Source organism: Helicobacter brantae, assembly GCF_003364205.1.
In the GTDB taxonomy this organism is placed as follows: domain Bacteria; phylum Campylobacterota; class Campylobacteria; order Campylobacterales; family Helicobacteraceae; genus Helicobacter_G; species Helicobacter_G brantae.
The window spans coordinates 24,112-45,877 of sequence record NZ_NXLV01000011.1 but is presented as its reverse complement, the minus strand read 5'-3'; the positions used below and the strand labels follow the sequence as shown (position 1 = coordinate 45,877).

The window sequence follows — 21,766 nt, the reverse complement described above, 5'->3', positions numbered from 1 at the left end:
GTTCAAAATCTTGCGACACACCCTGTCGCTAGGGTATGTTAGAATCTGAAAAAATTCTAGGAGTTTCAATGGGTGTTGCAATCGGTGGGCTGATATCTTTTCTTTTTGCTCTTTTTCTTGTATTGATTATTTTTAGCACTTTGTGGGTAATTTTTGTCCGTGTGATTTTGCCACTAGGGTTGATAGTATTGCTATGTTTGGGGATTTATTGGGCGTATGAGAAAATCACTTCCCCCAAAGAAGAAGCCCTCAAAGTCATAGCCCCTCAGCAAGAAGCCCCTCAAGAAGTAGAAATCCCTCCTATAATCTTAGAGGAGAAGATTTAGCTCTCTAAGTCCATCTCTGTGTTTATCGAGATTTGTTAAAATTTATAAATACTTTTTGAAAGGGAATTAGATGAAAAATATATGCTTGTTTTTAGTTTTGATAGTATGCAATCTTATGGCATTAGAGATTGATGGGTTTTCTCACCCTGAAAGCGTTTTGGCAGGGAGTGAAGTGTATGTCAGCAATATTGGAGAGAAAAGAGAGGCATTGGCAAAGGATGGTGATGGTTATATTTCTAAACTTTCAGAGAGTGGAGAAGTATTAGAGAGATATTTTATCAAAGGATTGAATGCACCCAAAGGGATGGGAAGAGTAGGGAGTGTTTTGTATGTGGCAGATATAGATAAGATTAAAGGATTTGATTTAGCTAATAAAAATCAAGTTTTTGAAATATTAATCAAAGATGCAATCTCTCTTAATGATATTACGATTTTAGATGGAAAATATATTTTTGTGAGTGATAATCGTAAGGGAGTGATTTACAAGATAGATATTGCAAAGAAAAAATATGAGCTTTTCCTTGAAGTAGATTCTAAATTTGGAGGGCCAAATGGAGTATTGGTGGATAGAGAGGCTGATACACTCTTTGTCGTTACTTTCGCTCCTGCAAAGAAAATCAAAGGCTCATTGCTTGGTTATAGTTTGAAAGATAAAAAAATGATATTTCAAACTCAACCTATTGGATCACTTGATGGTATAGCTTTTGATAAAGATAAAAATTTCATTGTAAGTGATTGGGGAGAGAAATATCAAGGGAAAATTTATCGTATTAGCAGAGAGGGGAAAATCACTCCTCTTAACCTTGAGTCAATGAAAGGTCCAGCAGATATTGGTGTGAATGGGAATGTTTTGTGGATACCCAAACTTGTAGAAAACAAAGTGAGTAGAATCCAAAACTTTTAGAGTTTATAGCTCTTTTGCATATTCCCTTACCACTCTCTTTGTCTTTTTGCGTAACCATTCAGGGGAGATGACTTTGATATGGGGGATATAGCTATACACGATTGGCAAAACTTCCATATCGTTGGTAACAGGCACTTCTATGGTGATAGAGCCATCATTTTCTTCTCCCAAAAATTTTTGTCCTACAAAAGGTTTGCGTAAAAAGTATTTTTTGACATTGGCACTGATATGAAGCACGACATTAAACGCATCGCTTAAGCTAAACCAAATTGAGTTTGCATTTTTGAGTTTTTCTTCAATACTAAAAGGCACTTCAAATTTATAAGACTCGATTTTGGGATTTTTGATTGTTTTGAGGTGAAACTTTTTGAATGTGTCTTCTTGTTTGCTATCAAAGACAAGCAGATACCAAAACCCATCAAAAAAGGCGAGTTTGAGGGGCTTTGCTTCAAAATATTTGCCCTCATAAGTGAAGCTTACTTCATTTTTGGATTTGATGGCTCTCTCTAGGATTTTGAATTTTCTAAGATCTTTTTCATCTAACTTTTCACTTTGAAAATTTGCAAAGATAGGGTGTTCTATGCGATGAAGCGTGCGAGTGAGGAGAGACTGGGCTTTGGAGTAGAGAGCGTTGCCTGAGTTTTTGGCAAGTTCATCTAGGATTGAGGCGACAATCCTTTCATCTTCATCTCCTAGCTCTTTGAGAGATTCAAAGTCGATTCTCCACTTTCTCCCCTCTTTGACAATCCCATAATCCCCCAAAGTCCCATAAAAATCTCTTTGAATGGTTTTGGTGCTGACTCCTAACTCTTTGGCAAGTTCGCCGATACTCAGCCCTAGAGGGGATTGGAGAAGTTTTTCATAAATGTAGTTAATCCTTTTTGTTTTGGAATTTTCAAGTCCTAGCATATTTTGTCCTTTGATGAAGATTTGAGTGATTGTAGCATTAAAAGATAAAAATAAGACATAAGATGTCTTGAATAACTTGCTAAAACTCCACAAAAAAATCGGAGAAAAAGATGAAGAAATATCAATCTATGGATAAAAAAGTTTAGAGCGTTGTGTGAAGATGAGAGCAATGTTTTATCAAGCAAGTGAGGTTAGAAAAATCTTAAGAGCTAGAATGCAGGAGAAGGGGTTTTGGTGAAAGAGATGTTTGGGTATAGTGAGTGTGAAATCCTAATTTAGGTGGCAAAAATCAAGATATTAAAGAAAAAGTTTTGAGAAAAATTTGACTTGGAGATAAAGAGTGAAAAATGTGTATTGGGTATCACACCTAGAAATCGATAGAATAGTTTAGATAAAAAACTTAAAGGTATATATATGAGAGTTGAAGCATTGAGTTTGAGAGAGATTTTTGAATTGAAGATTTTTATCCCACCCTATAAGCAGGATTATGTGTGGAGGGAGAAAGTATGCAAGGAGTTGCTAGAGGATATTTTCAGTGGATTTGAGGGCAAAATGTATATGGGGAGTTTGGAATTTTTGAAATGTGAAGATGGGTGTGAGATTATCGATGGATTGCAAAGGCTTGGCACTTTATCTTTGATCCTAAAAACTCTTGGGATAGAAAGTGGCTTTGGTGAGCTTGGAGTGGAAGAGGAAAAAATCAAAAAATTTATCAGTGAAAAATTGAGAGAAAAAGTGGGGATTGGAGAGTGCATTATGAAAAACCTTGAGTTTTGCTGTGTGTTTTATGATAGTGATGATGAATGTCCTTCTTTTGACAAAAAGCAATCAAAGGAGCAAGAAGCCTATGAGAGAATCAAAATCTATCATCTTGGCAAAATGATAGAAAAAAATGAGGGGGAAATAGAGAATTATTCAAAAAAGTTTGATGAAATCGTGCAAAGAGCAGATGGCAGGAGAGGAAGAAAACTTTTTTATGAGCTTTTAAGTCTTGGGAGAGTTTGGATAAGAGATAAAAGCAGTGAGAGAGTGAGGGGAGATGAGGGGTTTAGTGAATGGGTGTATCAAGAGTTTTGCCCTAACATTGGCAAAGAGTTTGAGAGGTTTAGAGCAGTTTCATATCAAGATATGGGGATTTTGAGAGATTTTGGCGAGGGGAGAGGGTTTTTTGAATATCTGTTTTATTTTGATTCTTTGCTTGATAAAGTGGAGGAGATGTCAATATGGAGAGAACTCAAAAAGCACTCAAAATACTTGCGATTTATCTATGAGCTAATGATGTTAGTCTATCTTGATAAGTTTAGAGAAAGCAATCTTGCCATAGCACATTTGTGGATTTTTCGCTGTGTGTATTCATTGCCCTTGCAACAAAAAATCACAAGAAGCAGTGCAAGAGATTGGGGTAAGGAACTTTTGGCAATCCTCTATCATAGTGGGAGCGAAAGAGAGGCGATTTTTAGACTTTCTAAAAAAATAGAATCTAATAAGAAAAAAGAAAAGCTAAAAAATAAAGAGCTTTATACAATCAAAACCAAAGAAAGAGAGCAATACCATATCCCCAAATTTGGAGGGGAGCAATGAGTATCCAAAGTGTGTCGCTTTGTGCTCTTAGGGAGATTGAGGGGTTTGCTCCCTCTCCCTTCTTGCGTGGGTTTGTGTGGGAGAGTGAGAGGGTTGAAGACTTTTTCTTGCAGATACAAAACGCATTTTCAAAAGATAGGAAAATGTTTTTGGGTAATGTGCTAGTGTATGAGGAAGAGGGGGTGTATAAAATCCTTGATGGGTGGCAAAGGATAGTGATATGTAAAATGATTTTGGATTTGCTTGAGGGCAGTGAGAGGGATTGGAGTGAAAATGAAAGAAGCAAACAAGCCTTAGCAATCCTTAAATCAAAAATAGCAAAGATAGGAAACAAAAGTGATTTTGAAAGATTTTTCAAAGAAAAATTAAGCTTTTCTCTCACACAACTAAAATCTCAAAGCAATCTCTACCAAACACTCCTTAGAGTGCAAAATACAAAAAAGGCTTTTGAAGATATAGATATTCTCAAAGCAAGATTTTTAAGAAAATTTAATAATAGCCGACAAGCAAAGATATGGCAAAAATGCAAGAGGGTGTGTGATAGAGGTGTGGTGGGTTTCTCGTGGCTATTGCTTATCGCTTTGGAGCTTTGTAATTTTGGAGATAAGATAGAGGGGAAGGGATTATTAGAGGCATTTGAGGGAAGAAGTGCAGAGGAGATAGAAGCATTTTTTGAGAGATTAGAGGAAGTGAGCCTGTATCTTCCAAGAAGGGATAGTGAGGGAGTGTGGGGGTTAGAAGAGAAGTTGGAAGAGAGGCTAGGAGAGGAGTTGGAAGAGAAATGGAGGGGGGAATATATCAAGCTGTTCTCCTATCTTGCCATAGCAAGAAGCAAAAAAAGTTGGGGAAGGATTTTAAAAGAGTTTTTAGCCTTTGTCATAGAGCAATCCCCACCCAAAGAGGACTTGATCCCCTATCTTGAGAGGCTTGATAATTTGAGATGTAAAAAACACAAAGAATGGGGATTTTTAAATCGTGGAGTAGAGGTTTTGCACTATTGGTTTTATCGGCTTGATTACTATCTTTACAAAAATAGAGAGAGATATAGGGATATTAGGATAGGTGAGAAGAGTTTTGCAGAGATTGCAGAGAGCTATGAGTTTAGAAGACTTAATTCCATAGAGCATATTCAACCCCAAAGCAGGGCAAGTGAGGGGGATTGGAGCAAAAAAAGCAAAAATATATTTGGCAATCTTGCCCTCATCTCTCAAAACTTCAACTCTTCCCTCAATGCCAAGAGCGTCAAAGAGAAGAAAAGGCAAATCATCAAGCAAATCAAAGAGGGCAAAGTAGAGAGTTTGAAAATGGTATTAGCGTATGCAGAGATTGAGGAAGTGTGGAGCTTGCAGATGGCAGAGGAACACCAAAACAAAATGATAAAAATCCTAGAGGATTCTCTTTTGTATTTTTAATCTTTAAAAAGAGGATTGCTTGATCAAAATGCAAAAGTGATGAAAGCACCCCTCCACTTAGGGCAGGAGGGTTTGGCAACTCTCATTTATCTCGTCAAGGATTGAGGTTTGCAAAGAGCTAGGGGAGAGGATAGAGATGTGAGGGAAGTGTTTCATAAAGATACTTGAAAGCTCCATATCGTGGCTAAAGCTGATTTCTATCTCCATAGAGCCATCTTCAAACTCTCCTAGAATCTTTTGGGTTTTGAGGGGCTGTCTTTGAAGATAGTGTTTGTAGCAAGGAGAAATTTTTAATCTTGCTTGATAGTTTTGATTTGGCTCAAACCAAATGCTATGGGCTTGATTAAGTGCGTGGTTGATGTCAATCTCGGTTTGAAAAGTTTGTGGAAGTTCAATTAGATAATTGATTTCAGAGAGAATGAATTTTTTGAATTTATCCCCTTCTTTGCAATCCAATCCTAGCAAATACCAATACCCTTCAAAGGATACGACTTTGAGGGGTTTGAGTTGATAGTTTTTGCCCTTGTATGTGAAGCTTACTTCTTTGGAGTTTGAGATATGTCTTTGCAAACTTTGGATTTTCTCAAGCATTGAATCTTCAAGCTTTTGAGAAGCAAGGTGGGTATAGAGATGAGTGGGGAGCGTGGGGGAGAGGGTGGAGAGGAGTTTGTGGGCTTTGCACTCAAAACTCTCCCCCATATTTTTAGCAAAACTATCTAAAACCCCCAAAATGTTTTTTTGCTCCACTTCTAGGAGGCTGTGACGTTTGGCAGGGCTGATCTTCCAATATCGCCCTTCTTTGTAAGCCCCTAGTGGGATAAGCTCATTGTAGAGATCTCTTTGAATGGTTTTTTGGCTGACACTAAACTCACTTGCTATCTCTTTGATATTTAACCCTTGTGGGTTTTGCTCTAGGAGATGATAAATCTCCTCAATCCTTGAATATTTTTTGTTTTTGGGGTATTGCATATTTCCTCCTTAGTTTTTTGAGAGAATTGTATCTTTGACTTTGGGACAATTTATGTCTAATTTAAAATAAAATTTTTGAAATTTTTTAGATTGAGGGGACACTTTTTGTCTCACTCTCTTCCTAAGATAGTCAAAAACTATTTTTGGAGTAAAAAATGAAAAGATTATGCTTTTGCTCGCTTGCTTTGGCTTGTGTGCTTTATGGAAGTGAGAGTGATGAATATGTAGAGATTGTCCAAGAGAGCACAAAAGATGAGGCGACTTTGGTGGTGGATATTCCCAAAGGGAAAATCACCTCAAGTGGGGAGTATAGAGAAGTTTATAATGGTGTGGGAATCCTTTTTAAAGATTTGGGAGTAGATACAGATACTCAAATTTGTGGTGAGCTAAGAGTGGAAAATCCCCAAAGAGAAGAGGGGGTTGTGGGGATGAAAATCACAGGAGGGAATCACCACGTGGTAGGCTCAAGTGATGGGGGATTTAGGCTAATGGGGTTTAATACTATTGATTCTTATCTTTTCCATAGCTCTGGAGGGAATGTCGTTTTTGAAAATCTTTTCATCGTTGATAAGGAACAAGGCTATATCACAACTCCTAAGGCATATATTTATTTTTATGAAAGTGAGAAAGTTTATATCGGAGGGGGTGGGAGAATGAGATTTGAGGGGGCAAGGGTGTATGGAGGGCTTTTGAGTGATCCTATCACATACACGATAGGGCAATCAGAGTTTGAGCTAAACAATGGGACACTAAGCTTTGGAGAGATTAGTAGTTCGTATTCTGTTTGGGGGATTGGATCTGCAAATGGTTATAGCAATGCATTCACCCTCAAAAACAACTCTTTAATTGAGTTTGATTCCTTGCAAGGATTTTCTGCCACAGGGTTTGTATCTGAAGATAAATCATCGCAGAACTACACTCTTAACAACTCTACAATCCATTTCAAAGACATTAGCAACTCCAAATACGCCATAGGCTTGGGAGCAGGGAGAGAGGGGGATTTGGCATTTGATTTGATAGGCTCTAGTGTGAGGTTTGATAGCATTATAGGAGATAAGCAATCTTTTGGGATTTATATCAGCAATGATGAAACCACTCACAACAGAAACAATAGAGTGTATTTTTCTCTTGTGGATTCTACCCTCTCTTTTGGCACGATTGGAAGCTTGGGCTCTATGAGTATAGGAATGGGGATAGAGCAAAACGCACAAGGAAGCTATATAGGTTTTAGTGGATGGGGGATTGTCAGCATTGATAAGATGAGAGGAGTGAATCAAAATGTGGGAGTAGAGCCTTATGGAAGCTATGTGATGTTGGCACTTGGTGGGAAGATAGAGAGCAGGATGGTGAGGATATACTATGGGGACTATCAAGACTTTGATAGCTCAGGGAAGCGTGCGATGTTGTATGCAAACTTTGGAAGCGATGCAGATGAGAGCTTTAGGCTCAAATATGATTTTGCAAGTGGGCTTCTTATGACAAGCGATGCTAGTTTTTATGAGAGTGGATATGCAAATACTTATTCTCGCTTCTTACTTACACCCCAAAACGATACACTCTATTTGATGCACTTCTCCTCTCTCACAAACCCTCACGCTATCTCTTTGAATGCCAAAGAGTTTGCAGTCAAGAATTTTTCTCATCCCAATGGAGATGTGGTAGGAGCAAGGCTAGAGGGTAAGATTTTTGTAGATTTTATGGCACCTAAGCCCTACTTTTCAAGTGATAGCAAAATTGTGGGGAGAGATGTATATGGGCTAAGTATCGGAGCAGGGGAAGTGAATTTCACAGGATATCAGGCAGTATCTTTGGATTATGGGAGTAGAAGAGAGGGGAGAGTGATGTACAACCTCTCATTAGAAGGGAGTGAAATCGCTTATGGAATCTATCTCAACCCCAAAGGAGAGTCTTTGAGGTTGGCTCTCTATGATAGCCTAAGCCAAAGCACAATTTCAGCACCTCTAAGCTATTCATTCTATGCCACAGGTGGGGATATTGATTTGTATGGAGGGAGCGTGTTTCTCTCTCCCAAAGAAGTGCAATCAGAGGATTATTACACCTTTTATAATAGAGATGCCAATCTCACAATCTCAGCCAATCTTATCAATAGCACCACAGAGCTTCTGCCCTCTACAAAACCCTATACACTTCAAGATGATTTGGGTGGAAGGTATTTTTTTGGAAGTGGAAGCACTACAAGATTTGTCAATGCCTTCTATGATGCAGGGATATTGTATTTTGGTGGGGATTCAAACTTTTTGATTTCAAATCAAGCCAAAATTATCCTAGATGGTGGAGGGGAAAAGGCTAGAGCAATCGTGCTAGGAGAGAATGCAAATCCTCACTTTGCTATGGGGGAAGAGAGTTGGTTTATCCTTCAAGACAATGAGGGAATCAAAGTAGAATATGGTGTATTTGATACTACTTCTACTTTGCATTTCTCTAATGGCTCTTTTGTCTTCAAAAACTCTGATTCTTCTGCTCATACACTCTCTAGCCCTCATATTTCACTAAGGTTTGAGAATACAAATCTCTATCTTGGAGAGGGATATGAAGACTTTCATCGCTCACAAAAGAGTGCAGGGATATTTTTCCAAAGCACTTCAAAAATCATCATAGAGGGGAAATATGTTAATAATTCAGAGATGTTAATCACGACAGATAAAGAGATTTTCTCTCAAGGAAGTGAGAATACAAAAATCTTGCTTACCCCAAAAGATGGAGAGCTTTATGGGATATACACTCAAGGGAGTGAGGGAGAGCTAAGCATTATGCGAACAGATCTTAAGTTTCAAAACTTCTATCAGCCTAGCTACAAAAACTATCTTCTCTACAACCCAAACTCAAAACTAAGTTTCTATCACTCTAGCCTTGTCTATGGCAAAGATAGAGCTAATGCTTTGATTGATATTGAGATGAATGGAGAGAGTTTGTATCTCAATGTTGGAAACTCTCTTTATATAGATTATTGTCCTAATGGCACTACTCCAGATGGCAATGGCACGAGCTTTATCAATGGTGGAGGATTGCAACATTTGATGAGGTTTGGTGGGAGTGGGAGCGTGAGCTTTGAGGGAGGGGGAGTGATAGATGCAATTTATTCAGGAGAAGGTGGGCTAGGCTATGATCGTGAGGTGATTGCCATAGAGGATGTGGCAGTAGATTTCAATACTTATCAGCTCAACATAGGGGAGAATGCAAAGGGTGTGAGTGCAAGTATAGGAATGTTTGAAAACTCTACACTCTCTTTGGGGAGAGAAACCCACTTTGATAGCTCAAACAAAGACTATGCCCTCTACGCTCAAGCCTATGAGAGAATCAAACTTGATGGAACTCTAAGATTTCAAAGCTCAACCCAAACAGGGGGCATAGGAGGGAGTGGTGTGATTAGAATGATTGCAAGTGATGGCAGTGAGTTGTTTTGGGGAGTGAGTGGAAAGCCACTAGTAGAAGAGCTTTATACTCTAGGCAATCTTGCCTCACTAGAAGGGGTGGGGGCAATGGATAGAATCAAAGTGGATTTTGATAGCTCTTCAAGAGAGCATTTCAAACTCTTAGAGATTGGAAGAGAGGGAGAGAGGGGACTTGGAGTGGGGAAATATGAGTTTGTGATGAGGTATGATGGCGATGTGGAAGGGGTGCAAATCGCTGAGGGGTTGGTGCAAAGAAGCGATATGCTCCTAATCTATACCCATCAAGGACAAGCCCTCTCTCCAATTGAAGGAGTTCTAAGTATCCAAAACACTTCAGCAAACTCTAGACAAGGAGATAAAACACTTCTAGCCTATGTCAAAGATTCTACTCAAGAAGTGCTTTTGCCTAGTATGGAAGTGGAGTATGAGGACAAAGTGATGTTTAATGGGCTAAAAAATGGCGAGAGTATCTACACGCAAGGAGAGAGCAAATCCAAAATCTTCTCCACCCAAACCAAAATCACACGCTATGACTATAATGGGGATAGCTATTATGTGGGGGAATCAATGGTGGAGAAAGAGATACAAGAGGACTTTGCCAAATCCTCTCAGCAAACCCTTCTAGCCCCAAGCTCACTCTATCTTGTCAATCTCAACTCCCTCTCTAAGCGTATGGGAGAGCTTAGGTGGGGTGGAGAGAGTGAGAGTGGCGTGTGGGGGAGAGTGTTTGGAGGGGAGTTTTTGCAGGGGGAGAGTATCGCTTATGCCACGATTCAAGCAGGGTATGACTATGTGAGCTATATGAGTGAGGGGGCGAAAAATTTCACAGGAGCATATCTCTCTTATAGCTATGGAGTGGGCGAATCTAATGGGTTTGAAAAGGTGCAAAACAACGCTGTGGAAGTGGGGGTATATAATAGCTTTATCCAAGAGGGTGGGTGGTATAATGATAGTATCCTCAAAGCCTCTTTCTATCTCACAGATACCACTTATGCCCCCACTCAAGAAGATTCATCAATGCAAAACTACGCCCTTGCACTCTCTAGTGAGGTGGGATATAGCTATGAGATTGCAGGAGTGAGTATCACGCCACAATATGAGGGGAGTGTGGCGTATTTCTCTAGTGGGAAGATGAATCTAAGCGAGATTGAAATCACACAAGAGGGCTTAGTGGTAGTGCGAAATCGTGTGGGAGTGAGCTGGGGGTATGATTTTTCAAGTCTTATGAAAGGAAATAGGGCAAATATCTATGTGGGGACTTACTTTGTCTATGATTATTTTAGTGGAGGGGATAGCGTGATGTGGGATAGACAGAGCCTAAGTCAAAGGCAAGAGTTTCACAATAAAGATATGAGATTTGCCCTCAATATCGGCTCAAACTTCAAGCTCAAAGATTCTCTATCGCTCTATCTTAACTTTGAGAAAAACTTCGGTGGGAAACTTAATGTGAATTATCAAGTGAATTTTGGGATGAGATATGAGCTAGGAGAGAAAACCTTAAGCAAAAAAGAGGAGGTGGGAGTGAGATAAGGGGGTTTTAAGGTGGGGGTGGATATAATTGTGAATTGAAAATATAAAAATGAGGAGTGAAGATGTATATTGATAAGAGCGTGATGGAAGAGTATCTTTCTGAAAAATTTGAGGCGTTGCGTAAGCAGAAGAGAGAGATTGAAGGGAGATTTGATGATGTTAATAAAATTTTTGATTTTATAGGAAGCAATGATATTAAAGGAATTGAAGGAATAGAGAGAAAAATCTTTTTGCCTTGTCGAGAAGAATGGACTGATAGCACAAGATTTTATGGTGTTTTTAAGCAGGCAGAAGCAGTTTGTAAAAATGACAATTTTCCTGAAAAAAAAGAATTTGTTATCAAATTTCTATCAATGATGGGTGGCTTTAAGTTTTATGATTTTAAAACCATACAGGATTTAAAAGAAAGAAATTATCGCTTTACTGCAGTTGAGGATTATAGGTTGTTAAGCAACAATTCAAAGGATAAGGATTATAGTGGGGGATTAGAGCTTGGATTGAATGCAGGGATCAACTCTCATTTTACTGACAATACTTATGTGATGGAGTATGTGGATTTTGTAAAAGTGGCAAAAAATACTAAGGAAGAATGGGATAAGAATTTATATAAATATATTTCTCGTATGGCACTTCATTATCCATCAAGGGGGGATAGCAATCCACCAACAAATATGGGAGAAGAATATTTAAAAAAACAAGGCGATATTCAACAACAAATTCTTCCCTATCGTTTTCCTCTTAAGTTTCTTTGGATGTGGGCAAAAAAAGATGAAGTAATTCATCCCCTAAGTTTAAGAGCGTTTAGAAGTTTTCTTGATAGTGAATTTATGAGTGAAATTTTTGAGAGCAAGAAGAATGATTTAAAAGAACTTCTATATGACAAAAACAAAGAAAAAGAATTCAAATTGGGAGAGCAGACATCAGGTTATGCAGAGAAAATCACTAATGCTAAGATTGAATACTTTCCTGAAATTTGGAAAAAAGTGAGCGACAAGATTATGGAAAAACTTCAACTAAGCAAGGATAATATTCATCATCTTTCGTTACTTATCTCACTTTTAACTTTAGGAGAAACAGATATGACAAACATTGATGAGCTTTTGAAAACCCATAAACAAGTTATCCTCTATGGTGTGCCAGGGACAGGAAAAACCCATAGTGCAAAAGAGTTGATTAGAAAATGGAGCAAAGAAGCATTCCATCCTACTCAGGAAGAGTCAAACAAAGAAGACGATTTGAAGGATTGGCAATTTGGTGAGATTGCAAAAGAAAAGAAGGGAGGAGATTGTATAGAATTAGATTATGAGATTTGTGAAAAAATTGCAGGAGCTCCTATTGTATGGGATATTATGCAATTTCATCCAAACACCACATATCAAGACTTCATCGGTGGAATCATCCCAAAAACAGGAGAAAAATATAAAAGTCTGACTTATGAGGTAGAGAGTGGTAAGTTTAAGAAGTTTTGTGAATATGCAAGTGCAAATTCACAAACACCTTTTGTCTTTATCATTGATGAGATAAATCGAGCAAATCTCTCTGAAGTTTTGGGTGAGTTGCTTTATGCTCTAGAGTATCGAGACGAGGGGATAACTATCCCAAACTTTAAAGAGCCTTTTGTCATCCCTAGCAATGTCTATATCATCGGAACGATGAATAATGTGGATAAAAGTCTTGCAACCTTTGATTTGGCATTGAGGAGAAGGTTTGGATTCTATGAAGTTGGGGTGGATTGTGATGTGATTGGGGAGATATTAAAGAGCAAAGGAATAGGTAATCTTGATGCCTATATTGGAAGATGTCAAGACTTAAATGCTCTTATTAGTGGAGAAATAGAAGAAGAGGATAAAGAAAGATTAAAAAGGGAGTGGGTGCTTGGGCTAGAGTCTCATTGTAAAATCGGACAGGCATATTTTGCAAAAATCAGAGACTTTTTAGGAAAAGAAGAAAAAATAATCAAAGTTCCACATTTGGAAAAGCTATGGATTTATCATCTTCAGCCTTTGATTGAAGAGTATATTGGATTTTCTATGAATAGCAAAGAAGTGTCAGATAAATTAGACTATCTGAAGATTTTTTGGATCAAGGCAATTTAGTGAATAATTTAGTCTTAGAAGAATCTCGTTTGGAGGGGGTGGAGTGGTATAAAATCAAAAATAGACCTCTAATTACAGATGTGTCTAAGATGATTACTCATTTTTATGAAAACTATCGTAGAGGACATTTTTACTCTTTTTTGAAAAAAAATAAAAATGATAATTTGGCAGAAGTAAAAGCCTTTGATATTGTTTATTATGAGGGAAGCAATCAGGATAATTATAAGTTCTTCACTTCCCACTATGTCGGGTTTTATAACACAGCCATTGAGGGGAAACAAATCTCCCTCACAATCATTCCACGCTTTGGAGAAAAAGTTTCAAACTACCTCTATGCTAATGCTTTGGGGGTATATCTCACAGATTCTACTACTTCAATCTCACAAGACAAGTTTCACAATCAATGGTTTTTGGCTCTTTTGTGGGTTGGGGCATTGGAGAGTGCAATCACTCAAGCTCATATCCCCAAAACCTATATCAGAGAGAGTAAAAATCTTGCATATTTCAAAGGGCGATTAGATGTGGGGAAGCAAATCATACACAACCTCACAACTCCCCACAAGATGTATTGTCAATACCCCAAACTCACTTATGATACACCTATCAATCGCACATTGTGTAAGGTGTATAAAATACTCAAAAAGACAGATTCTCCTCTTTTTTCCTCAAGCATTCAGGGGCATTTCTCAATGCTTAGTGATTTTGGAGTGAGAGATGAAATCAGTATGAGAGAGATTGAAAATATCACTTACACACCCCTCAATCGTGCTTATCAAAAAGTTATTGAACTCTCTAAAATCATCATCTCTCAAAAAGGGCAGTCAAACACCACTTTGCAAACTTCATCTATGGGGCAAGGGTTTTTCCTAGATATGAGTGAGGTGTGGGAATCCTATCTCTACAACAAAATCCTCTCCAAATTTGAAGGATTTGAAGTGAGAAATTGCAATCTTGATGGGGACGATAAAATCTTTAGAGATGAAGATGCGTTGGGTGAGATGCGTCCTGATTTCAAGCTTATGCAAGGAAATGAACTTGTAGCAATCATAGATGCCAAATACAAAAATGTCAGTAAAATCAAAGAAATATCACGAGAAGATCGCTATCAGATGATGAGCTATATGTATCGCTATGATTGTCATCTTGGAATCTTCATAACCCCTAATGCAGAAAATGGAGAGTGTGGCTGTGAAGAGGCTATAATCGATAATGAAAAAAAGGGAAAAATCCTTATCTTCTCTTTCCCACTTCAATGGCTTGATAAAGAGAACACAGAAGACTTTCACTCAAAAATTTTAGAGCTTGAAGAGAAGATGAGGGAAAAAATAGTTAAGGAAGTAAAAAAATATATTGAAACCATAGAAAAACCATAAGGCTTTTTTGCCTTGTATATGAGTTTGAAGATTTGCTGTCGAAAAAAACGACCACAAATTATTCCAAAGTCAGAACTCTTCCCAAAGTGTTTAGCAAAAAGGGAATCTATATGCTTACTGCTATCCCAAAAAGCGATATTGTCATTCAAGCAAGTATTTCGCTCATTGGGGCTTTTTCAGAGGTTGGGGAATACAGAAAGAGAGAATGAGATAAATCCCCTCAAATCAGGACATAAAAAGTCTTACTAAATCTTTATACTTCCTTCTAAACACAAGGAGGAAGTATGCAAGATACACCAAATCAAAGCAAAAGATACACAATCCCACGACTTATAAATGAAGGGTTTTTGTTGAGAATCCCTAGTAGTGAGAGCAAATACAAATGCAACAAAGAGCAAATCCTAGCTCTTTTGGAGAGTATAAAAAAGTCCAAAGAAGAGGGTAACCCCTCCTTTTGTCTAGGCGATATGATTGTGTGTAGAGAGGGTGGGAGGCATAGTATCATTGATGGAAGACAACGCATGATAGTGCTCTTTTTGATAGGGGTTTATCTAGCCTCAAAAGAGGTAAATGAAGGGATTTGGCACGACTTTGTCAGAAAAGAAAAAAGATACAACAAAAAAAGCAAAAAATACATTCGACTCGCAATCCCATATGAGCGTGGTGAATCTTGGCTATCAGAGCTTATCAATAAAACAAGTGGAAGAAGGGGCTTGGAGTGTATGAGGATGTGTATTGCAGGGTATGAGTATTTTTGTGGATTGAAAATCATCAAGAATTGGTTCTATCAATACGCCAAAGGCTCATTAGAGCAGGGGATTTCAGCATATCTCTATCACAATCTTTATTTTAATTTTAGATTTATAAGTGAAGAGGTATATCAGCCCACCACCAAAGAAGAGCTAAAAGTCCTATGTGAAGATGAGAGCGTTTATCTAGGCAAGATAGACACTTCAAAAATCACAGATATGAGTGGGTTGTTTGCAGATTCAAAGAGAAGAAGGTTTTTGGGGATAGAAAAATGGGATGTGAGTAATGTGGAGGATATGAGCTATATGTTTGCCAACTCTAGCTTCAATCATCCCCTAATCCTATGGAATGTGTCTAAGGTAAAAAATATGGAGGGGATGTTTAGCTTCTCTTGTTTCAATCAATGCATTAACTCTTGGGATGTGAGTGGGTGTGAAAATATGCGTTATATGTTTCATATCTCTCTTTTCAATCAACCCCTAGATCGATGGAATGTCGCTAACGTGAAAGATATGAGCCATATGTTTGAGGCCTCATCATTCAACTACCCCCTAAACTCTTGGAATGTGTCAAATGTGGAGAATCTCTCATATATGTTTTTTGTAAGCAAGTATAACCACCTTCTTTCTTCGTGGAATGTGGGGAAAGTCAAGAGTATGAGTGGGATGTTTTATGAATCAGCCTTCAATCAGCCCTTAGATTCTTGGAATGTAGCAAATGTAGAGGATATGAGTCATATGTTCTCTTGCTCCTCTTTCAATCAACCCCTAGACTCTTGGGATGTGAGTGGTGTGGAGCATATGGAAGGCATTTTTGCAGATTGTGATTATTCTCACTCGCTAGAGAGTTGGGGAGATAAAAATCCATTCAAATAAGACATATAATGTCCCACTAAATCCTTATACTTTCTCCATAATATTTTTTATGGAGGAGTAAGGATGAAATACAAACCCACTATCAAAGAAGAGCTACAAGCTCTTTGCTATGATGAAAATATCTATCTAGGAGATATTGATACCTCACTTATTACAGATATGAGTAGATTATTTGATTGCTCACATCGCAGAGACTTTTCAGGGATAGAGAATTGGGATGTGAGTAATGTAGAGGATATGAGCCATATGTTTGAGGCTTCATCATTCAACCAGCCCATAGATTCTTGGAATGTCAGCAAGTGCAAAAATATGCTTGGAATGTTTCATTATTCAGCTTTCAATCAGCCCATAGATTCTTGGGATGTGGGGAATGTGGAGAGTATGAGGGATATGTTTTGTGGCTCTCTTTTTAATCAACCTCTTTCTTCTTGGGATGTCAGCAAGGTAGAAGATATGCAGAGGATGTTTGCATACGCCCTCTTTAATCAACCTCTAAACTCTTGGGATGTGAGTGGGTGCAAAAATATGAGCGAAATGTTTTATAGCTCTCCATTTAACCACCCCCTAGACTCTTGGAATGTAAGCAATGTGGAAGATATGAGCTATATGTTTTGTGATTCTTTGTTTGACTATTCCTTAGAGTCTTGGGATGTCTCCAAAGTCAAGACAATGAAAATGATGTTTAGAAACTCTCCTTTCAACCATCCTCTCTCCTCTTGGGATGTGGGGTGTGTGGAAGATATGGATTATATGTTTGCCTACACTTTTTTTACCCACTCTCTCTCATCGTGGAATCTTGATAAAGTTCAGAAATACAAAACAATGTTTTGTAGAGCCAAAGGGTTGGTTGGTGCTTGGGGCAGAGGAGAGAGCAAGAAAAAATGGAAGCTCATCGCCAAGTATCAAAAACAATCCCTTATAACCCCCACCAAACCCTCAATCCAAAAACCCTCATCTCATCTCTATCACCCCAAAGATAAAGAAGAATTGCTAAAACTTATCTGCAACAAAAATATCCATCTAGGCGATATTGACACTTCCCTCATCACAGATATGAGTGGTTTGTTTTGTGGGGTGAGTCGAGATGATTTCAGTGGGATTGAGAGTTGGGATGTCAGCAATGTGGTAAATATGAGAGATATGTTTGCACGAACTTCTTTCAACCACCCCATAGATTCTTGGGATGTCAGCAATGTCAAAGATATGAGCTATATGTTTTGCGACTCTTCTTTTAACCAACCCTTGGATTTATGGGATGTAGGGAAGGTAGAGAGTATGGAGCGGATGTTTATGGAAAGTGTTTTTAACCACCCCATAAACTCTTGGAATGTCAGCAATGTCAAAGATATGAGTTGTATGTTTTATTGCTCTTCTTTTAATCAGCCCTTGGATTTATGGGATGTGGGGGAAGTGTGGAGTATGGAGGGGATGTTTGAGGGCAGTGATTTTAATCAGCCCATAGATTCTTGGAATGTGTCAAATGTCAGATATATGGAATATATGTTTGCAAACTCTTCTTTCAACCAACCCTTGTTTTCTTGGAAGATTTGCCCTATGGTGCAAAACTCTTATATGTTTTTGGATACTCCTTATACCTATCCACTCAATCATCTTGTGCCAAAGGGCTATACTCTAATAAGTCTTATTGATGATTGCCCTCATAGTTATCCTTTTGATTTTGCGAGTTATCCTAAGATCTACACCCCCAAAACCAAAAGCGTGCTAAAACTCATCATCAAAGACAAATCAATCCCACTCTATGCCATCGATGTGAGTGGTGTGAAGGATATGAGCTATCTTTTTGCTGAGTGTGGTAGGCAGGATTGGGAGTTTTGTGGGATAGAGAGTTGGGATATGAGTGGCGTGGAGAATGTGGAAGGGATGTTTGAGGGGTGTGAATATTCTCAAGTGGAGAAGTTTTTTGAGATAAAGGGGATACAGCGTAAATAAAAAATAAAGAAAAATGATTTACAATGGAGTATTTTAAAAGGAGTTTTGTATGGGACAAAATGTGAATGTAAATTTTAAACTTGATATTGAAGTAAAAAAGGCTATGGAACAGGCGTGTGTGGATATGGGGTTGTCAATGAGTTCGGCTTTTTCAATTTTTGCAAAAAAAGTGGCAAGAGAGCGACGCATTCCTTTTGAGATTTGTGCCGATCCATTTTATTCTCAAGCCAATATGGAGAGATTGAAGAAATCTATTGAGCAAATGGAATCAACAGGTGGGACAATCAGAGAGGTAGAGTTTGATCAAAGCTTGGAGTGATGAGGCTTGGGAGGATTTTGAGTTTTGGGTAAAGAATGATAAAAAGACTCTAAAAAAGATTTTGACACTTCTTAAAGACATAGAGAGAAATGGTTATAGTGGTATTGGCAAACCTGAACCACTAAAAGGGGATTTATCAAGCTATTGGAGTAGAAGAATTGATGAGTGTAATCGCATTGTTTATCGTATCAAAGATGAGATGATACAAATTGTGCAATGTGGCTCTCACTATCGCGATAAATAACCCTAACGCACTTCCCAAACCCCTCCTTTGTGGCTTCCAATTCGTTTGAGTTTTTGGGTGTCTTTGAGAGATTTGAGAATCTTTTTTACCCCCGAGGGGCTTAGATTGAGGGTATTAGCGATTTCAAGGATTGTGATATGGGGGTTTGAGGCGATAAGGGAGAGGATTTTTTGGCTACTTTTTTGGCTACTTTTTTGGCTACTTTTTTGGGCATTTTTCAATGTTTTTAGAATCAAATCTAGCATAAATTCAATAAAAGGTGTGCTTTCCCCAAGTGCAGTTGAGTCTTCAATAGCCTGATAGTATTGTGTTTGAAAATCGCTGATAGACGCTTCTAGAGGCAAAAAAGAGAAAATAGGATTGTAAGCATTCAAAATCACGCTTTGCCATAATCTCCCCAATCTCCCATTTCCATCGACAAAGGGGTGGATAAACTCAAATTCATAATGAAAAATACACGATTTCAAAAGCCAATGCTCTTTGCTCTCTTTGAGCCATACAAAGAGATTTTTCATCAATTCCTCAATCAAATTGGGAGGAGGTGCAATGTGTGAGCCAACTCCCACATTAACATCTCTAAACTTCCCTGCATTATTTAAAATATCACCCATAAGGATAGAATGAGCCATAAGCAAATCCTCTAAGCTATCAAATCTAAAATTAGATAAATTCTCATAAGCCTTGATTGCTCCTTGCACTTCTGCAAGTTCTTTTGGAGTGCCAAGCACCCTTTTCCCCTCTAAAATTGCTGTAATTTTTTCTGCCCCAATATGATTTCCCTCAATCGCCAAAGTCCCTGCTAGAGTTTTGATTTTATTCTCTTTGCGAAGCTTAAGTGAGGGTTTGTGCGAAGATTTTAGTTCAAGTTTTGTAAGCTCTTGGGCAATCAGAGTGGAGAGAGTAAGAATCTTTGAGGTGATTGTGTATGGAGGGACTTTCATCACTTTTTGCCTTTGTTTTTGACTTGATTCTATCACAAAAACTCAAAAATAAAATATTAAGACATAAAATGTCCAATAAGTTTGATTACACTTCTTTTCATATTTAAAAACAAGGAGTGAAAATGCGACGACATCATAGAAGAGTAGAAAGTTTTTTGTGTGAGACTGAAGTGCAAGATAGGCTTAAGTTTTGGATTCTAAAAATTCTTTTGGAATTAGATGGGTTGAGAAGATTTTGTGATATTGATGGGTATATTTCTAATCACACGATACTTCATTTCTTGGATTTAGAGGGGGTTGAGAGTTCTGGGCGTGGAGTCAATCCTCAAGAGTTGCTTAGAGCTTTGAGAGAGAAATATCAGAAAATGCAAGATTTAAAGATTGGCGGGAACAAGGCTTTGGAGGACAATCTAGCCAAACTCAAAAGCTTTTTTCATCTCTCAAAAAATGAGGTTAAAATCCTAGAGTTTTTGCTTTGTTTAAAGCAATATAAGATTTTAGATGAAGCAATGGATTTGTTGCCAAGAGAGCAAAATCTACCCAATCTCATTACAAATTTCTCACGCTTGTTAGAAATCTCTAGAAGTGAGGTTGAAACGATATTTTCTCCTAGATCTACCTTATGCAAAACTGCCATAATTGAAATAGATCGCTATGGAGAGATTGAAATTAGCGACAAACGCTTTGTCTTCAAAATGTTTGGAAAAATCTCAAAGATTGAAGAGCTTTTTGAGGCGATCATCAAACCTTGCTCCAAAAGTGAGCTTACCCTCAAAGACTACAATCATATTCAAGAAGATGTGAGCAATATCTATAATTATCTTAAAAATGCTTTAAGTAAAAAGATTGAGGGAGTTAATATCTTGCTCTATGGCAAGGCAGGGACAGGGAAAACCGAGCTTGTCAAGACCCTTGCTCAAACTCTCAAAGCCTCACTTTATGAGGTGAGTTATACCGATGAAGATGGGGATTTTATCGAGGGAAGATCAAGGATGGGAGCTTATAGAATCGCCCAAAATCTCCTTAGAGGCAAAAAACTTTTGATGTATGATGAGGCAGAAGATATTTTCTATGGCGATGAGAGATTTTTGCAAAAAGGCAAGGCGTGGATCAATCGCTCACTAGAGTGCAATAAGATTCCTACTTTTTGGATTACCAATAAGATTTCCAAAATCGATGAAGCGATTATTAGAAGATTTGATTATATTCTTGAATTGCCTATCCCTCCTAAGAGCAAAAGAAAAGAATTGCTTCAAAAATATTGCTCTAAACTCATTGATAGAAATATAATAGAAGATATTTCTTTCAATGAAAAAATCTCTCCTGCTTTGGTGCAAAGAGCAAGTAGGCTTGTAGAGATTTCAAATACAAAAAACAGCTCAAAGCTTTTTGCTAAATACATTGATAACTCACTTCAAGCAATGGGATATAAGAGAGAAAAAATATCCTCAAATCTCCCTCAAAGCTATGATTTAAGGTTTATCAATGCCGATATTGACGCAAACTCAATCCTCAAGGGATTGCATCAAAACCCTAATGCAAGGATTTGCCTCTATGGCGTAGCAGGAAGTGGAAAAAGTGCCTATGGACGCTATTTGGCTCAGAGTCTAAACCTACCTTGCATTCTCAAAAAGGGAAGTGATTTGCTAGATAAATATGTGGGTGGCACAGAGCAAAATATCGCCCAAGCCTTTGAGGAAGCTAAAGCAAACAATGCAGTTTTAATCTTTGATGAAGTGGATAGTTTCTTGCAAGATAGAAGTGGGGCAGTGAGGAATTGGGAGATAACGCAAGTCAATGAAATGCTTGTTCAAATGGAAAGTTTTGATGGGATATTTATCGCTACAACCAATCTCATCAACAACCTTGACAAGGCCTCTTTGAGGAGATTTGATCTCAAAGCAGAATTCAAATATCTCAAAAGTTCTCAAGTTTGGGGATTGTTTTCTAAAGAGTGTGAGATTTTGGGCTTAAAAGTGGATAAAAGTCTCAAAGAAAAAGTAGAAGCTCTTTCAAACATTTCAGCAGGAGATTTTGCTACAATCACACGCCAAGCGAGATTTTCACCCATCATTGATGGTTTGGATTTTTATCAAAGACTTCTTAAAAAAGCAAAAATCAAAAATCAAGAAGAGAGCAAAACCATAGGCTTTGCTTCAAATTTCTAAGAAAGG

At 38.0% G+C, this 21,766-nt stretch carries 15 protein-coding genes; 12 read left to right on the top strand and 3 right to left on the bottom strand.

The genetic code is table 11. The features are described 5' to 3' along the window. Positions 1-68: 68 nt before the first annotated feature. Both CQA58_RS06115 and CQA58_RS06110 read left to right on the top strand, forming a co-directional pair. Positions 69-326 carry a hypothetical protein gene (locus CQA58_RS06115; protein WP_115569843.1) on the top strand — a complete coding sequence of 86 codons (258 nt, stop codon included), beginning with the start codon at positions 69-71 and terminating at the stop codon, positions 324-326. A gap of 70 nt (positions 327-396) precedes the next feature. Next, positions 397-1,230 carry an SMP-30/gluconolactonase/LRE family protein gene (locus CQA58_RS06110; protein WP_115569842.1) on the top strand — a complete coding sequence of 278 codons (834 nt, stop codon included), beginning with the start codon at positions 397-399 and terminating at the stop codon, positions 1,228-1,230. A gap of 3 nt (positions 1,231-1,233) precedes the next feature. Here the strand turns inward: CQA58_RS06110 and CQA58_RS06105 are convergent, their stop codons facing one another. Further along, on the bottom strand, positions 1,234-2,139 hold the full coding sequence (locus CQA58_RS06105; RefSeq protein ID WP_115569841.1) for a helix-turn-helix transcriptional regulator: 906 nt from the start codon (positions 2,137-2,139) through the stop codon (positions 1,234-1,236). Positions 2,140-2,553: 414 nt separating this feature from the next. Between CQA58_RS06105 and CQA58_RS06100 the strand changes: the two genes are divergently transcribed. Together CQA58_RS06100 and CQA58_RS06095 are read left to right on the top strand one after the other, a co-directional pair. Then, positions 2,554-3,720, top strand: coding sequence for a DUF262 domain-containing protein (locus CQA58_RS06100; RefSeq protein WP_115569840.1), 1,167 nt, complete (start codon positions 2,554-2,556; stop codon positions 3,718-3,720). Further along, positions 3,717-5,132: a GmrSD restriction endonuclease domain-containing protein gene (locus tag CQA58_RS06095; RefSeq protein WP_115569839.1), complete on the top strand. Its 1,416-nt coding sequence runs from the start codon at positions 3,717-3,719 to the stop codon at positions 5,130-5,132. The genes CQA58_RS06100 and CQA58_RS06095 overlap by 4 nt, the downstream gene beginning before the upstream one ends. A gap of 57 nt (positions 5,133-5,189) precedes the next feature. Here CQA58_RS06095 and CQA58_RS06090 read toward each other — a convergent pair whose 3' ends face one another. Further along, a complete protein-coding gene (locus CQA58_RS06090; protein WP_115569838.1) occupies positions 5,190-6,101 on the bottom strand; it encodes a helix-turn-helix transcriptional regulator in 912 nt (303 codons plus the stop codon). A gap of 155 nt (positions 6,102-6,256) precedes the next feature. On the opposite strand from CQA58_RS06090, the gene CQA58_RS06085 reads away from it, so the two are divergent. From CQA58_RS06085 to CQA58_RS06055, 7 genes are all read left to right on the top strand, one after another. Beyond that, positions 6,257-11,044: an autotransporter outer membrane beta-barrel domain-containing protein gene (locus tag CQA58_RS06085; protein ID WP_115569837.1), complete on the top strand. Its 4,788-nt coding sequence runs from the start codon at positions 6,257-6,259 to the stop codon at positions 11,042-11,044. Between the two features lie 62 nt (positions 11,045-11,106). Further along, positions 11,107-13,140, top strand: coding sequence for an McrB family protein (locus CQA58_RS06080; RefSeq protein ID WP_115569836.1), 2,034 nt, complete (start codon positions 11,107-11,109; stop codon positions 13,138-13,140). Then, positions 13,140-14,513, top strand: a complete 1,374-nt coding sequence (locus CQA58_RS06075) for an McrC family protein (RefSeq protein ID WP_115569835.1) — start codon at positions 13,140-13,142, stop codon at positions 14,511-14,513. The genes CQA58_RS06080 and CQA58_RS06075 overlap by 1 nt, the downstream gene beginning before the upstream one ends. A gap of 284 nt (positions 14,514-14,797) precedes the next feature. Continuing rightward, on the top strand, positions 14,798-16,138 hold the full coding sequence (locus CQA58_RS06070; RefSeq protein ID WP_115569834.1) for a BspA family leucine-rich repeat surface protein: 1,341 nt from the start codon (positions 14,798-14,800) through the stop codon (positions 16,136-16,138). Positions 16,139-16,201: 63 nt separating this feature from the next. Then, complete coding sequence (locus CQA58_RS06065) at positions 16,202-18,088, top strand: BspA family leucine-rich repeat surface protein (protein ID WP_115569833.1); 1,887 nt, start codon at positions 16,202-16,204, stop codon at positions 18,086-18,088. Between the two features lie 49 nt (positions 18,089-18,137). Next, positions 18,138-18,407, top strand: a complete 270-nt coding sequence (locus CQA58_RS06060) for a type II toxin-antitoxin system RelB/DinJ family antitoxin (protein ID WP_115569832.1) — start codon at positions 18,138-18,140, stop codon at positions 18,405-18,407. Continuing rightward, positions 18,388-18,651, top strand: a complete 264-nt coding sequence (locus CQA58_RS06055; protein ID WP_115569831.1) for a Txe/YoeB family addiction module toxin — start codon at positions 18,388-18,390, stop codon at positions 18,649-18,651. Before CQA58_RS06060 ends, CQA58_RS06055 begins: the two co-directional genes overlap by 20 nt. A 2-nt stretch (positions 18,652-18,653) precedes the next feature. On the opposite strand, the gene CQA58_RS06050 is transcribed toward CQA58_RS06055, so the two are convergent. Then, positions 18,654-19,592 (bottom strand): Fic family protein, encoded by a 939-nt coding sequence (locus CQA58_RS06050; protein WP_245942787.1) that lies wholly within the window; start codon positions 19,590-19,592, stop codon positions 18,654-18,656. A gap of 122 nt (positions 19,593-19,714) precedes the next feature. Between CQA58_RS06050 and CQA58_RS06045 the strand changes: the two genes are divergently transcribed. Beyond that, positions 19,715-21,760 (top strand): AAA family ATPase, encoded by a 2,046-nt coding sequence (locus CQA58_RS06045; protein ID WP_115569830.1) that lies wholly within the window; start codon positions 19,715-19,717, stop codon positions 21,758-21,760. Positions 21,761-21,766 lie beyond the last annotated feature (6 nt).

Bases quoted from the DNA above. Each gene is read 5' to 3' on its own strand.
- CQA58_RS06090 (WP_115569838.1), bottom strand. From the start codon at position 6,101: ATGCAATACCCCAAAAACAAAAAATATTCAAGGATTGAGGAGATTTAT.
- CQA58_RS06100 (WP_115569840.1), top strand. From the start codon at position 2,554: ATGAGAGTTGAAGCATTGAGTTTGAGAGAGATTTTTGAATTGAAGATT.
- CQA58_RS06050 (WP_245942787.1), bottom strand. From the start codon at position 19,592: ATGAAAGTCCCTCCATACACAATCACCTCAAAGATTCTTACTCTCTCC.
- CQA58_RS06105 (WP_115569841.1), bottom strand. From the start codon at position 2,139: ATGCTAGGACTTGAAAATTCCAAAACAAAAAGGATTAACTACATTTAT.
- CQA58_RS06085 (WP_115569837.1), top strand. From the start codon at position 6,257: ATGAAAAGATTATGCTTTTGCTCGCTTGCTTTGGCTTGTGTGCTTTAT.
- CQA58_RS06060 (WP_115569832.1), top strand. From the start codon at position 18,138: ATGGGACAAAATGTGAATGTAAATTTTAAACTTGATATTGAAGTAAAA.
- CQA58_RS06115 (WP_115569843.1), top strand. From the start codon at position 69: ATGGGTGTTGCAATCGGTGGGCTGATATCTTTTCTTTTTGCTCTTTTT.
- CQA58_RS06080 (WP_115569836.1), top strand. From the start codon at position 11,107: ATGTATATTGATAAGAGCGTGATGGAAGAGTATCTTTCTGAAAAATTT.
- CQA58_RS06070 (WP_115569834.1), top strand. From the start codon at position 14,798: ATGCAAGATACACCAAATCAAAGCAAAAGATACACAATCCCACGACTT.
- CQA58_RS06095 (WP_115569839.1), top strand. From the start codon at position 3,717: ATGAGTATCCAAAGTGTGTCGCTTTGTGCTCTTAGGGAGATTGAGGGG.
- CQA58_RS06065 (WP_115569833.1), top strand. From the start codon at position 16,202: ATGAAATACAAACCCACTATCAAAGAAGAGCTACAAGCTCTTTGCTAT.
- CQA58_RS06110 (WP_115569842.1), top strand. From the start codon at position 397: ATGAAAAATATATGCTTGTTTTTAGTTTTGATAGTATGCAATCTTATG.
- CQA58_RS06045 (WP_115569830.1), top strand. From the start codon at position 19,715: ATGCGACGACATCATAGAAGAGTAGAAAGTTTTTTGTGTGAGACTGAA.